The organism is Streptomyces sp. NPDC005791 (assembly GCF_042871485.1).
Lineage (GTDB): Bacteria > Actinomycetota > Actinomycetes > Streptomycetales > Streptomycetaceae > Streptomyces.
Genome location: NZ_JBIAIP010000037.1, coordinates 1 through 11603 on the forward strand (window position 1 = coordinate 1; position 11603 = coordinate 11603).

Here is an 11603-nt window from a genome sequence, read left to right on the forward strand (position 1 = left end):
CCAAACAGGAAAACCCCAACCCGCTACGTTTCTGGTTTTTCTGCGGGTCTATCTCCCACCCGCCAGCCGCGTCCCCAACCTCACCTCCGCCAGGTCCGCAGCAGTGCTGCGACGCGCGCCGCCGTGCACTGCGGGTCGTACAGCTCACGGGCCAGTTCCGACAGCTGCTCCCGTGTCGGTGCCACGGAGACTCCGCTGGCCTCGAGGTACATCACGGCGACCGCGCAGGCCACGCTCAGGTTGGACTGTTCCAGCCAACGCAGCCGCCCCAAGGTGTGCACCAGGGCCGCGGCTCTCGCGAAAGGACCCTGGTAGACGGGGGTCTCCAGGAGCTCGGCGCGGTGGCGGGCGACAGCGGCGAGGGGGACTCCCAAATCCTCGGGGGCCGGGTCGTGGTGGCCGGCGCGTTCGGCTACTTCGAGGATCCAGGACAGATCTACGTGCAGGGACATGCTCACGCAGCGGCACTCCTGTTGGGCGCGGGGGAGTGCTCGGTGTCGAGATCCCTCTCGAGAGCGTCGAGGAAGGCACCGTGCTCGTCCAGAAGGCGCTGGGCGCTCGCCATCCCGGAGGCCCTGGCTCCTGAGGTGTCCTCGGCGATGAGCCGCTCGATGTACCGGTTGAAGTCGAGCCCGCGAGCTGCCGCGGCGTCCTTTCCGGCTGCGAGCACTCCCGGCTCGAGCCGGAGCTGAGTCTGCTTCTTCTGAGATGCCATACATGCAAGGTAGCAGGGTGGTAGCAGTGCGGGAAGGGGAGGTGAGCGCGCCTGGTGGGTGCTCTACGGGCCCGCCGGCGCCCCTCCCGGCTGTCCTGCGGGAGGCAAGCGGTGCTACGAGACCCCTCATCAGCGAAGGCACCGGGAAGAACCTCGGGCGGCGGCGCGGCCATACCTGCATGGCACGATGCGGCCCATGATTCCCACGCCCGGACGGCTGACCCAGGAGACACTGAGCGGACGCGGCTTTCTAGGATTCGTGTCCCGGGCCGCTCCATGATCCGTGCACCGCGGACCATCCCCGACTACGACGAGCTGTTCGAGCCCATCCGCGCCGCCCGCCAGGACGCCAGCGGCAACCAGCTCGGCGACCCGGCTAGGGCTGCCGTCGCGCTTCTGCGCATCCTCGAGGCACCGGACCCCCGGCCCGCCTGGTCCTTGGATCCGACGCCCTGCGCCTGGCCCGGGCCGGACGCGCCGCGGTCGACCGAGACCTCGACACCTGAAAAGACCTCACCCTCTCCACCGACCACACCTCTGCCGACGCCCCGTGATTCGGCACCGGGGCGGTGCATCGGACGCCAGGTCGTTCGCCGCCCCGGGCAGGGATGGGAATCTTGGTGATGTCAGGGCGTGACGGGGAGGCTAGCGCGGTGCCGCGAGTGCGTCCCGGAGTACGTTCTCGAGGGTGACGCGGGCCAGCTCGTGTCTCAAGGTCTCCTCGATGCCCTCGTAGATGCCCTGCATCGCCGGCTGGATGCCGTAACCAACCACGCATCCCTGGTCCGGGGTGGTGCGGTGCATCGCGAACAGCGGGCCGGGTTCCACTGCCTCGTACACGTCGAGCAGGGTCATCGACCCCAGTTCACGCGTCAGCGACCAGCCCGCGCCCACACCTCGCCGGGATTCCACGAGCCCGGCCCTGCGCAGCTCGCCGAGCAGCCGCCTGATCACCACGGGGTTGGTGTTCGCGCTGGTCGCGATCTGCTCGGAGGTGGCGACCTCATGGCCCTGACGCTGGTAGAGACCGATCCAGGCCAGCGCGTGGGCGGCAATGGTCAACCTGCTGTTGGCGCTCATCAACCCCTCCTCTCGGCCGCAACGCTTCATGTTACGACAGCGCAGTCGTAACAGCAAAGGTTGCAACAGGCTGTCGTAACCATTAGCGTTACGACAGTCGAACAGGTCAATCAACGAGGTGAGAAGAATGAGCAAGTCACTCACGGGCAAGGTCGCCGTGGTCACCGGAGGTAGCACCGGCATCGGATTCGCGACCGCACGCGCATTCCGCGACGAGGACGCCAGGGTCTTCATCACCGGTCGTCGCAAGGACGCGCTCGCCGCAGCAGCCGCCGAACTCGGCCCTGCCGTAACCGGCGTGGTCTGTGATGTTTCGGTGCCCTCGGACCTCGACGCCTTCTACAGCACCGTGCGCGAGCAGGCCGGCCGCATCGACGTGCTGGTCGCCAACGCCGGCATCGGCGCTGCGGCTCCGTTCGGCGAGGTGACGGATGATCTGATCGACTCGCTGTTTGCCACCAACGTCAAGGGAACGATCTTCACCCTGCAACACGCGCTGCCGTTGCTCAGCGACAACGCTTCGGTGATCCTCACCGGTTCGACCGCTGCGACACGGCCCGACCTGGGACTGGAGGTCTATGCGGCGTCGAAGGCCGCGGTCCGCAGCCTTGCCCGCGGCTGGGCCCTCAGCTCGCGTGCGCACGGCTTCCGGGTCAACGTCGTATCCCCGGGCGGTACACGCACCCCTGGTTTGCTCGATCTGCTCCCGCCCGAGGCTCTCAAGCAGGCAGAAGGTGAAGTCCCTCTTGGCCGACTCGCCGAACCCGAGGAGATAGCCGCCGTGACGACGTTCCTTGCCTCCGACGCGTCGAGTTACGTCAACGGAGCCGAGTTCTTCGCCGATGGCGGGTACGCACAGGTATGAGTCTCTTGTGAACACATGCGAACATTCCGGCCGTGTCGCCCGATCGTGCGGACCGTCCCGCCGCAGAGCCGCTGCGGTGGGAGTGAGCCAGCAAGGTGAGCTGACGCACTTCTGGTGCAGGCGTGAATCAACGGAAAGTTGATCGCGTTCGACACGGCATGCATACAAACCTGAAGCTCCGCCAGGTACGTTCTGGCGGGGCTTCAGCGTGGGGTGACGGCGATGGCGGCCGGGGAGGACGCGTGATCCCCCGGCGTTCGTCAACTGGAGCCAGCTCAAGGGCCTCGTCATCTGTCGTGCGCAGAGTAGATGTCAGTTCTACGCAGGGTTCTGTCAGTGCGTGGGGTGCTCGTACGGCCTTGGGGAATATGGGTGCAGTGGCTCCGCCCTGCGGCTCCGCCACCGGCCCGGCCGCCACCGAGCACCAGACGCGGCGACGGCTGGTCAACCAGCTGTGACTGTGACCAGCCCGGTTTATTCCTCGGAGGAGTCGCTGCGGGCAGCCGCCGCGAGTTCGATCCCGCGTACCCGTCGCAGCCAGCGTGCCAGGATGTACAAGCCGCCGCCGAACAGAGCGCACGGCTCCCAGATTTCCGTAACCAGGGCCGGGATCCCGCCGCTCCCTACGACGTAGACCGCTTGCCCGCCCACCGCCATGGCGATGAAGCGGTTTGTCCGAGACTCGTTCGACAACAGCCAGTCCACAGGAAGCCACAGCGGACCGACGAGGTCATGAGCCCTCATCCGGGCCGCCGCCCAAAGGCATCCGAGCGCATATCGCATCCTGCGGCTCGCGGAGAGAACGATGCCGTTCTCGGGGTCGCCGGCGAGTAGCGCAGCCCATTCGTCACGCAGGTGCGCGCGACGCGTCCCCGCAACAAACGAGGCGAATTCCAGTGTCCGATCGGCTGCCCCAGTCCTGGGGCAGTCCGAGGAAGCTTCGGTTTCTGACTGATTGTCTTCGAGCGCGCGGTGGCGCAGAGCCGTGACCAGGAGACCGACTGCCGACACTAAAATACTTAGCGCAGTCCCGGCGCCAGAAACCCAGCCCATCGTCACCAAGGTCTCTGAGAAAGCTGGCTCTGGGGTCAGCAATTTGAGGCCGTAGCCGGAGCCGAGGAAGATCACTGTCCCAGTTCCGAAGAGAATCGGAGTGAGCACGGCGATGATGGCGGTCAGGCTCGCCCCCGACGGCTCCGTGAGCTGCTCGCCCTCGCTCATGCCACGCCATTCTCGCTGGCAGCCCGCAGGCCGAAGAGGCGCGGCCTGCTCTCCCTGGCACGCTGCGTCGCAAGATGACCAGCAGCGGTGAGTTCGTAGTAGTACCGCCTTGGCCGCCCAGAGTGCTCGCCCTGTTCCTCTGTGCGTGTGGCCCATCCGGCGCCGACCAGCCGCTCAAGGATCGGGTAGACCGTGCCGGAGCCGAGATCAGCCTCCTCGCAGATCTTCAGGCCCCATGCCGGGTCATCGGAGGTGGCCGTGAGCAGCACCTTGAGCACTTCAAGTGTTGGACGTGTCAGCCGAATTGATGCCATGTGACGAGTGAAGCACCCCCTAGAGCGTATGTCGAGAACGAGTTATCTTGAGCCGGTTATCTCGCCTGCATCTGCCACCCACCCTCCAGGGAGTCCAGCCCGATGGTGGGGATACAGAGGCCGTTGACCCGAGCCGAGAGCGTGTCGGGGACCGCCACCGTGCTCCCGACTCGTTCCGCACGCCTGGTCGAGCCCGCCCGTGCGCCTGTGGTCACCGGTGGCTCGTGGTGGCGGCAGCTTCGTCGTACGCGGCGAAGGTGCGGTACAGGGTGGAGCGGCCGACGCCGAGGTGTGAGGCGATGGCTGTGACGGACTCCTGCGCGTCGCGGCGCCGCAGGGCGACGGCGAGCATGTCGCCGCGGCGGTGTCCAGGCCGACCAGGGTCCGCTCGTGGATGAACTCCCGCTCGACCTCAGCCATCGCGGCGAACACGACGAAGAGGACCTTGCCCGCGCCCTGCGGGTCGTAGGTGCCCGCGAGGGGCCCGGTGCGGATCTCCAGCCGGTGGCCGCGCTCGGCGAGATCCTGTGCGCTGGTGATCAGCTCGACCATGTTGCGGCCGAGCCGGTCGAGCATGGTGACGGTGAGGGTGTCGGCCGGGCGCAGTTCGGCGAGGGCGGCGTTGTACTCGGGCCGGATCTTCTCCCGCGTGCCGACCTTCTCGACGTAGATGCGCACGCACTCGGCTTCCTTGAGGGCGCGGACCTGTCCGGTGAGGTCCTGGCCCTTGCTGGAGACGCGCGCGTAGCCGATCCGGTCGCCGGTGCGCTCCACCGCGGCGAGCAGGCCCGGGTCGGGTTCGGGGCCGGGCTGCCAGGGCCGGCCGGGCCCGCGGGCGGCCGGGATGCGGATCGCGGGCCCGGTCTTCAGTCCGGGGACCTTCGCGTACCGGCCGGTGTGGTAGTCGACGGCGACGACGCCGGAGTTGGCCCGGCAGGCCGATCCGGGCGCCGCCCCGCAGCGCGGGCACGGTTCGCGCTCGACGAGCTCAGCGCGGGCGATCTCGTCCAGGTCGCCGTTCATGTGTTCTCCTCCCGCCCAGCCGCTCGATGTGACCGTCCCGAATACCCGTCCCGCTTCTCCGCCGCGCCCGCCGATTTCGGGACGCCTTTCGGGACGCCTTTCGGGACGCCTCCCGGGCTCCGTCCGCCGCGGCGGACGACCATCCCGGAAACGACCGATTCCGGGACGGACAGGCGAGCGACGGACGTACGGAGTTCCGGCCGGACCGAGCGCCGTCATGATCAGCGTGGACGGACCCGGGGCGACTGCCCGCCGATCACCCCTCGTTCACTCGTACGGGCGAACGGAGCGGATGTCACGAACACGTTTCGGGACGCTGCCGGAGTCTTCCGACCATGGAGGGGGCAGACGAGTCGAAGCGTGCTGCAGCGGTGGCCCGGCTGACCCAGCTGCGCGACGCCGAGCAGCTGTCGGCCGCTCACGTACGCCTCGCCGCCGAGGGCCTGGGCGTCAGCGAGCGCACGGTGTGGCGGTGGCTCTCCGCCGATACCCGCGTGCCCGAACACCGAGGGCCCGAGCCGTACGTGCTGAGCGAGACCGACCGGGAGGCTTACGCCCTCTACCGGGGGAACGTTTCCGCCGTGCACCGCGCCCGCCAGGCCGTGGTCGACGGGGACGGAACCACCGCCGGCGCCCCGGTCCCCGACTTCCTGCGCGAGGGCTGGGCGGGCGCCGCCCCCGTCGCACTGCGCACGATGCAGGTCGCGTTCAGCCGCGAGTTCATCCCGGCCGAGCGGGCCGCGTGGAAGGTCGGCGAGTCCGGGCGCCGGGCGAAGTCGGTGTACCTGCGGCACCCGGACGAGCCCCGGGACCGGGTGTGGGAGATGGACCACAAGCAGCTGCCGATCCTCGTCCACCCGCCCAAGGGCAAGCCGATCTCCCCGTGGATGACCACGATCGTCGACGACGGCACCCGCGCCCTGCTGGGCTGGTCCCTCGCGGTCAGCCCGCACGCGGGCACGGTCCTGACCGCGATGCGCATGGCCCTGGTCCACGACCCCGGCGTCTCGCCGTTCGGCGCGGTACCGAGCCGTGTACGGATCGACCGCGGCCTGGAGTTCGCCGCCGGCACCATCAAGGACGTGATGGCCGCGCTGTGCGTCACCGTGCACCGCCTCCCGGCCTTCATGCCCCATCGAAAGGGCAAAGTCGAACGGGTCAACCTGACCATCGAGCAGACCCTCATCTCCCTGATGCCCGGCTTCACCGGCGGCCCCCGCGACGCGTCCGGCCGTCTGTACGGGCCGGTCGGCGACAGCCCGGCCGCCAAGCGCGCCGTCGAGAAGACCGGCGGACCTATGCCCCTCGACGACTTCGTGCAGCGCCTCGCCGCCTGGGTGCGCTGGTACAACACCGAGCGCCCGCACCGGATGCTGGAAGGCCGTACCGCGCTGGCCGCGTGGCAGGAGGACGAGGCGCCCCTGCACCGGATCGACACGGACAAGCTGCGCCACCTGCTGCTGGCCGGCGACGAGCGCACCATCCAGAAGGACGGCATCCACCTGGGCGGCCACGCCTACGTCGCATCCGAGATCCACGGACGGGTCAGCCAGATCGTCCAGATCCGCTACATGCCGCACGACGACCGGTCCATCGAGGTCTACCTCGGAGGCAAGCACCTGTGCACCGCGCTGCCGACCGGAACGCTCACCGCCGAGCAGACCGACGCCTTCCGCCTCCAGCAGCGCGAGGAAGCCGCCCGGCTCGGCCGCGAACGCCGCAAGGCATCGCGCCGGGCACGCCGCGAACTCGCGCCGATGACCGGCGACAGCCCGGCCGCCGAATCCCGGCTCGTCGCGGACAAGACCGGCCGTAACTCCTCCCGCCAGACCTTGGACGCCGCCCTGCGCGCCCGCGCCTCCACCTCCCTGCTCGGCATCATCCCAATCACCAAGAACAACGAGGAGAGCTGAATGCCCCGGCACTTCGCCGACCTGACCGGCGCCGCGACGCTGCCGACCGGCACCTTCCAACTCGCCCACCGCGTCGTGGACGACCTCGTGAAGAACAACGCCACCGGCGTCATCCACGGCCCGGCCGGCACCGGCAAGACCTACGCGGTCGAGTCCGCCCTGGAGGACCAGGCCACCTGCGGCGGCCCCGCGGTGTGCGCCCTGTCCTTCACCGCCCGCCCCACCATGCGCCTGGTCGCCGACCAGCTCCTCGCCGCCCTCACCGGCATCGCGGCCCCCAAGTCCCGCAACCGGTTCCACATCACCAACCGGCTCCTGGACCTGCTGTCCCACCCCAAGCGCCTGGTCGTCGTGGACGAGGCCCAGCGCCTCAACAGCGACTGCATCGAACTGCTGCGCCACCTTCACGACGACCCGAAGACGAAGTTCGCCCTGCTCTACGTCGGGGGCGACGGCTGCTGGGAGGTCCTCTCCCGCGAACCGATGCTCCGCTCCCGCGTCTTTCGCCGCCTGCCCTTCCGCCCGCCTCCCCGGAAGCGTGCCGCTGAAAGCCTCCGCCGCCAAGACGAAGGGCCTGATGGTGCAGCCCCTGCCCTGCGGATGTCGCTCATGGACAGTGTCGGCGACGCCTGCGCCAGGTACGGCCGCACCTGCTCGGACGCGGAGAAGAAGGCGTACGAGGACAAGCTCAAGAAGGACGGTGACTGGGACACGTGCGTGGCCCAGTGGGCCGTCGGTACCGCGATTACCGGAGCCTTCGCAGGCGCCTTTGCCGGTGGAGTCGGTGCGCTTCCGGGCGGCCTCATCGGATGGGCCGGCGGAGCCACCCCCCGCATGGTCGTGTGCAGCTTCTGACCCGCCCCGCCTGACCCGCCCGCGTCCCCTGCCCGTTGACCGGGTGGGGGACGCGGGGTTCGGCGTAGAGCGGTACGAGAGCGGACCTGGCCGTCTGCTGTGTTGCTGGCCGGACTCGGACCTGTCTGGTCAACGGTGCCGTTCGGGGCGATCCCGGGTCCTGTCCGCCTGATGCCGAACTCATGAGACGCTCAATTCTCAGGACCGCGGACCCTGCCTACGCCCGCTTCAGCGGAGGTTCCGTCCCGCTCCGGGAGCAGCTCGGGCATCCCGTTCACCAGCACCACGATGCCGGTCAGCTCGCCGGTCTCGGCATGGCCGACCCATACCGGGTAGGTGCCGTCCCCGGTCGTGGCGAAGGCCATGAGCTCGCCGTGGGAAGCCTCGTCCCAGGTGCGCAGCATGAACATGGAACCGTCGTCGATGTCCTTGCACCCCTGCAGGTCCGGGTCCCCTTGGATCAGCCCACGCTCGAAGAGCGCGATGAGCGGCTCCCAGGCTCCGGCGTCGGCGAAGCAGCCGGTGGCGCCATCGGTGTCGAAGCCGGCTATGTGGTTCTCGATGAACAGCCTGGGGTCGTCGTCAGGACCAGGGGCCATTTCCCAGGTCGCAGTGGGGATTTCGCCGGCGAGCAGGCGGACAGCTAGGGGTTCCGTGGTCGTGACCTCGGCGTCCCGCCACTCGCAGTGGTAGCTGTAGCTGACCCGCGCCTCGTCGAGTACGTACTCCCCAGGCGGGACGGGGACCGTGACGTGCGGCCCGTCGCCGTGGTCGATGTCAGGGCCGGAGACGGCCAGCAGACCGCTGGGTACGCGCAAGGTGCCGACCCGGTGCGGCTCCACGACGGTCATCTCGGGGTGGTACCCGTCGGTCACGCGTGTGCCGGGCCGGAACAACTCGTTGATCGGACCGGGCTGGGCGGCGCGTGGCGGACGCCAGCAGGTGGCGGGCGCATCTCCGTCACCTGGCTCGACCGCTTCGGGCACCTCAGCCGCCTCGAAGGCCGGCGGCTCGATGAGCCCGTGCACCTGGGCCGAGAGCAGCGGCCACTCCTCGAAGGCGGGGCGGTCCATCCAGCGCTCGTCGTCCCGGAGTCCGGGCGAGGTGACATAGGAGCCCCCGCCCTGCCCCTGCCGCTCCTCCGTCCGTTGGCCCCGTGCGGGAAGCGAGTTGAGTCGTCCGGCGTGGGTGGCGTGCCCCGGCCGCAGTCGTCGGCACAAGGCGCCTGGACAATTACGGGGAGATTTTGACACGGTGAGGTGCACCGGCCCGGCAATCGAACATGTGGCCGATGCCTTCTGGGGGTCCAGCCCATGCCATTCGCTCGCCTCGCACCGGCTGCCGCCGCCTTTTATACCGAGCAGAGTGCTTTCTCCGACCCCGGCAGCTTCGCCCCGCTCTATGTCGGCCTGCCAGATGCTCCGGCTCAACTCGCCTGTACAGCCCGTAATCTGATGGTCCACCGATTGGAGGGCGAGCAGTTCTGCCATGTCATCGCGCCGGACCGCCTGCACAACGACGCCGAAACGCGCTATCTCGACGACATCTTGCGGATCATCACCAAGCGGAACGACGCCCTGCTGACGCAACGGCGCGAGGTCGGTGACCGGTTCGTGGGTGTCTGCCGCGACTTCGCACTGCTGTACTGCTCGTTCCTGCGCCACGCGGGCATACCCGCGCGCCTGCGGTCCGGCTTCGCCGACTACTTCGGCTCGGACGGATTCCACTGTGATCACGTGGTCACCGAGTACTGGGACAACGAGCGGGGCTGGCTGCTCGCAGATCCGCAGCTGGCCGACCCGGTGGTCATCGGCACGTGGAAGGTGGACTTCGACCCGATGGATGTGCCGCGCGACCGCTTTCTGGTCGCGGGCAAGGCGTGGCAGGCCATCCGAGCGGGTGATGCGGATCCGAAGACTTTCGGACTCCACCCTCCCGAGGAAGGGCCAATGTTCGGGGAGTGGTTCGTGGCGCACGACATCCGGATCGATCTCGCGGCGCTGAACAAGGTGGAGACGCTGCTGTGGGACGTCTGGGGGACGGGAGCAGGCGGCGACAGGGATATGACGGAGGCGGTCTGTGAGCTGTACGACCTGACTTCGCTGGTGGTGTGCGACGACGTTCCTTTCGATGCGGCGCGGAAGCTGTTCGCGGAGAATGAGGGGCTGCGGACGCCGAAGACGGTGCTGTCGTTGGCACCGTTCAACGGTCCGAGCGAAGCTACCCTCCGGTGATACTGCAGGTGGCCTGTCATGCGTTTCCGATCGACTGCCCGCCTGCTGGGTGGCTGGCCGAACGGCGGAATGCCGGCGCTGGCTCCCCAGGAGTTGCAGTGGCTAGCTGAGTGCCTCGGCACCGGCTTCGCCGTGACCGGCTTGGGCTCGTAGGCGTTCGGCCTGCTTCTTCTTGTCGGTGATGTGCCGCAGGCTTTCCTGCAGTTCGGCGACCTCACCGAGCCACTGCATCCGCTGGGCCTCTCCCAGGCACTGGTGGGTGTTGGCCTCAATCCCCAGCAGCCGGGGCTCCTGGGCCAGGTCGAGGCGGAGCATGGGGCACCTGACACAGGCTTCTCTGAACCAGTAACTACGGTCCGTTGAAGCAGTCGGCAAACCTGTGGCACATGAGTACCGTCCCGGGCCAGGATGCGGCTATGCGTGATGTCCAGAGCGATCCCGAGTTGCAGGATCTGGTTCGGCGGTTCGTCACGCCTGATCGGCGATACCTTCGGTTGGGCGGGAGCGTTTTCCGGTTGAGCCCGGTCGAGCGCTCCGCGTTTGTGCGGGATCTGGCTCAGGCTGCGTACGAAATCACTCCGGCGGAGCTCGGCGTCCTCTTCGAGGGTGGATGGCGCGAGCGCAAGACTGCCGCCTGGCTGGTTGCTGTGGCCCACAGGTCCGAGTTCCGCGAGCTCATAGGCCAGCTCCTGCTGGCCAGCGAGGGGCCGTATGCGGGCGCGGCATACTGCGTCGCCCTTGCGAAGTTCGGTACTGCAGCGGATGCCGAACTGCTCAGCGCATACCTTGATCACTACGTGGCGCGTCCCGACCTCGACTACGACCAGGCAATCGTCCTTGGGACGCTTCTGTACCTCGATGAGATTCTCGGCTCCGAGTACACGACACGGTTCCTTGCCCCGGCCGGTCCCTGGGACCGATGGCTCGAAGTCCGGGCCGTGGCGGCTCTCGACCCGCATGACTGTCGGCAGGCCGTGCAGCAACTGTGCGCTTTCGTCGACGAGACCTCTGAGGTCTTCGCCTCGCTGGCCTGCGGGAGCTGATCATGACCGAGCGGGGCATCATCCTCAACGAACTCGCCCAAGGACTGCGCGCGATGTCACAGGGCATCGAGTGGTTCGACACCCACAGCCCGGAGGAGCAGGCCGAGATACTCCTGTTCCTGCGCCACCACTGCGTGCAGGCGCGCGCCGTCACCGAAGACGGACCGGAGAGCATCCGACGTGCCGGGCTGCGCCCGACGCACACCCCGGCGGTCTTGATCACCTGCGGCCCGATCGACCAGCAACTAGTAGGGCTTGGTCATGTTGGTGCGGGGTCTGGCATGTCGCGGTGACAGGTGGGGCAGGCGCCGGTCCAGGTCGCGAGGAGTGTTTGCAGCTC

General features: G+C 68.4%; 14 protein-coding genes and 2 pseudogenes. 7 read left to right on the forward strand and 9 right to left on the reverse strand.

Going from position 1 to position 11603, the window contains the following annotated elements:
• Positions 1-80: 80 nt before the first annotated feature.
• Both ACFYSH_RS33705 and ACFYSH_RS33710 read right to left on the reverse strand, forming a co-directional pair.
• Positions 81-452 (reverse strand): fic family toxin-antitoxin system, toxin component, encoded by a 372-nt coding sequence (locus ACFYSH_RS33705; RefSeq protein ID WP_388757684.1) that lies wholly within the window; start codon positions 450-452, stop codon positions 81-83.
• 2 nt (positions 453-454) lie between these two features.
• Positions 455-715, reverse strand: a complete 261-nt coding sequence (locus ACFYSH_RS33710; RefSeq protein WP_359478678.1) for a hypothetical protein — start codon at positions 713-715, stop codon at positions 455-457.
• Between the two features lie 267 nt (positions 716-982).
• On the opposite strand from ACFYSH_RS33710, the pseudogene ACFYSH_RS33715 reads away from it, so the two are divergent.
• Positions 983-1221 (forward strand): annotated as a pseudogene (locus ACFYSH_RS33715) (short-chain dehydrogenase/reductase); the annotation flags it as partial.
• A 139-nt stretch (positions 1222-1360) separates the two neighbouring features.
• On the opposite strand, the gene ACFYSH_RS33720 reads toward ACFYSH_RS33715, so the two are convergent.
• Complete coding sequence (locus ACFYSH_RS33720) at positions 1361-1795, reverse strand: Rrf2 family transcriptional regulator (RefSeq protein ID WP_359478672.1); 435 nt, start codon at positions 1793-1795, stop codon at positions 1361-1363.
• A 127-nt stretch (positions 1796-1922) separates the two neighbouring features.
• Between ACFYSH_RS33720 and ACFYSH_RS33725 the strand changes: the two genes are divergently transcribed.
• Positions 1923-2660: an SDR family NAD(P)-dependent oxidoreductase gene (locus ACFYSH_RS33725; RefSeq protein ID WP_388757657.1), complete on the forward strand. Its 738-nt coding sequence runs from the start codon at positions 1923-1925 to the stop codon at positions 2658-2660.
• 474 nt (positions 2661-3134) lie between these two features.
• On the opposite strand, the gene ACFYSH_RS33730 is transcribed toward ACFYSH_RS33725, so the two are convergent.
• The 4 genes and pseudogenes from ACFYSH_RS33730 to ACFYSH_RS33745 all read right to left on the reverse strand — a co-directional run.
• Positions 3135-3881, reverse strand: coding sequence for a hypothetical protein (locus tag ACFYSH_RS33730; RefSeq protein WP_388757660.1), 747 nt, complete (start codon positions 3879-3881; stop codon positions 3135-3137).
• Positions 3878-4195 (reverse strand): PadR family transcriptional regulator, encoded by a 318-nt coding sequence (locus tag ACFYSH_RS33735; protein ID WP_388757663.1) that lies wholly within the window; start codon positions 4193-4195, stop codon positions 3878-3880. Before ACFYSH_RS33735 ends, ACFYSH_RS33730 begins: the two co-directional genes overlap by 4 nt.
• Positions 4196-4406: 211 nt before the next feature.
• Entirely contained in the window at positions 4407-4547 is a 141-nt protein-coding gene (locus ACFYSH_RS33740) for a helix-turn-helix domain-containing protein (RefSeq protein WP_388757687.1), read from the reverse strand.
• A gap of 14 nt (positions 4548-4561) precedes the next feature.
• Positions 4562-5437: pseudogene (locus ACFYSH_RS33745) on the reverse strand (recombinase family protein); the annotation flags it as partial.
• Between the two features lie 116 nt (positions 5438-5553).
• Between ACFYSH_RS33745 and ACFYSH_RS33750 the strand changes: the two are divergent.
• The gene (locus tag ACFYSH_RS33750) at positions 5554-7131 is read left to right on the forward strand and encodes a Mu transposase C-terminal domain-containing protein (protein WP_388757665.1); all 1578 of its coding nucleotides are present in this window, start codon (positions 5554-5556) and stop codon (positions 7129-7131) included.
• The gene (locus ACFYSH_RS33755) at positions 7132-7986 is read left to right on the forward strand and encodes an AAA family ATPase (RefSeq protein ID WP_388757668.1); all 855 of its coding nucleotides are present in this window, start codon (positions 7132-7134) and stop codon (positions 7984-7986) included.
• Positions 7987-8177: 191 nt separating this feature from the next.
• Here ACFYSH_RS33755 and ACFYSH_RS33760 read toward each other — a convergent pair whose 3' ends face one another.
• Positions 8178-9059, reverse strand: coding sequence for a DUF4241 domain-containing protein (locus ACFYSH_RS33760; RefSeq protein WP_388757670.1), 882 nt, complete (start codon positions 9057-9059; stop codon positions 8178-8180).
• Between the two features lie 240 nt (positions 9060-9299).
• Here ACFYSH_RS33760 and ACFYSH_RS33765 point away from each other — a divergent pair, with 240 nt between their 5' ends.
• Complete coding sequence (locus ACFYSH_RS33765) at positions 9300-10220, forward strand: transglutaminase-like domain-containing protein (RefSeq protein WP_388757673.1); 921 nt, start codon at positions 9300-9302, stop codon at positions 10218-10220.
• Between the two features lie 102 nt (positions 10221-10322).
• Here the strand turns inward: ACFYSH_RS33765 and ACFYSH_RS33770 are convergent, their stop codons facing one another.
• A complete protein-coding gene (locus ACFYSH_RS33770; protein ID WP_388757676.1) occupies positions 10323-10535 on the reverse strand; it encodes a hypothetical protein in 213 nt (70 codons plus the stop codon).
• Between the two features lie 101 nt (positions 10536-10636).
• Between ACFYSH_RS33770 and ACFYSH_RS33775 the strand changes: the two genes are divergently transcribed.
• Both ACFYSH_RS33775 and ACFYSH_RS33780 read left to right on the forward strand, forming a co-directional pair.
• Positions 10637-11263, forward strand: a complete 627-nt coding sequence (locus ACFYSH_RS33775; protein WP_388757679.1) for a DUF6000 family protein — start codon at positions 10637-10639, stop codon at positions 11261-11263.
• A gap of 2 nt (positions 11264-11265) precedes the next feature.
• Positions 11266-11556, forward strand: coding sequence for a DUF5958 family protein (locus ACFYSH_RS33780; protein ID WP_388757681.1), 291 nt, complete (start codon positions 11266-11268; stop codon positions 11554-11556).
• Positions 11557-11603 lie beyond the last annotated feature (47 nt).

Coding starts and splice junctions, on each gene's coding strand:
- ACFYSH_RS33705 (WP_388757684.1), bottom strand. CDS start 452: ATGTCCCTGCACGTAGATCTGTCCTGGATCCTCGAAGTAGCCGAACGC.
- ACFYSH_RS33710 (WP_359478678.1), bottom strand. CDS start 715: ATGGCATCTCAGAAGAAGCAGACTCAGCTCCGGCTCGAGCCGGGAGTG.
- ACFYSH_RS33720 (WP_359478672.1), bottom strand. CDS start 1,795: ATGAGCGCCAACAGCAGGTTGACCATTGCCGCCCACGCGCTGGCCTGG.
- ACFYSH_RS33725 (WP_388757657.1), top strand. CDS start 1,923: ATGAGCAAGTCACTCACGGGCAAGGTCGCCGTGGTCACCGGAGGTAGC.
- ACFYSH_RS33730 (WP_388757660.1), bottom strand. CDS start 3,881: ATGAGCGAGGGCGAGCAGCTCACGGAGCCGTCGGGGGCGAGCCTGACC.
- ACFYSH_RS33735 (WP_388757663.1), bottom strand. CDS start 4,195: ATGGCATCAATTCGGCTGACACGTCCAACACTTGAAGTGCTCAAGGTG.
- ACFYSH_RS33740 (WP_388757687.1), bottom strand. CDS start 4,547: ATGCTCGCCGTCGCCCTGCGGCGCCGCGACGCGCAGGAGTCCGTCACA.
- ACFYSH_RS33750 (WP_388757665.1), top strand. CDS start 5,554: ATGGAGGGGGCAGACGAGTCGAAGCGTGCTGCAGCGGTGGCCCGGCTG.
- ACFYSH_RS33755 (WP_388757668.1), top strand. CDS start 7,132: ATGCCCCGGCACTTCGCCGACCTGACCGGCGCCGCGACGCTGCCGACC.
- ACFYSH_RS33760 (WP_388757670.1), bottom strand. CDS start 9,059: ATGGACCGCCCCGCCTTCGAGGAGTGGCCGCTGCTCTCGGCCCAGGTG.
- ACFYSH_RS33765 (WP_388757673.1), top strand. CDS start 9,300: ATGCCATTCGCTCGCCTCGCACCGGCTGCCGCCGCCTTTTATACCGAG.
- ACFYSH_RS33770 (WP_388757676.1), bottom strand. CDS start 10,535: ATGCTCCGCCTCGACCTGGCCCAGGAGCCCCGGCTGCTGGGGATTGAG.
- ACFYSH_RS33775 (WP_388757679.1), top strand. CDS start 10,637: ATGCGTGATGTCCAGAGCGATCCCGAGTTGCAGGATCTGGTTCGGCGG.
- ACFYSH_RS33780 (WP_388757681.1), top strand. CDS start 11,266: ATGACCGAGCGGGGCATCATCCTCAACGAACTCGCCCAAGGACTGCGC.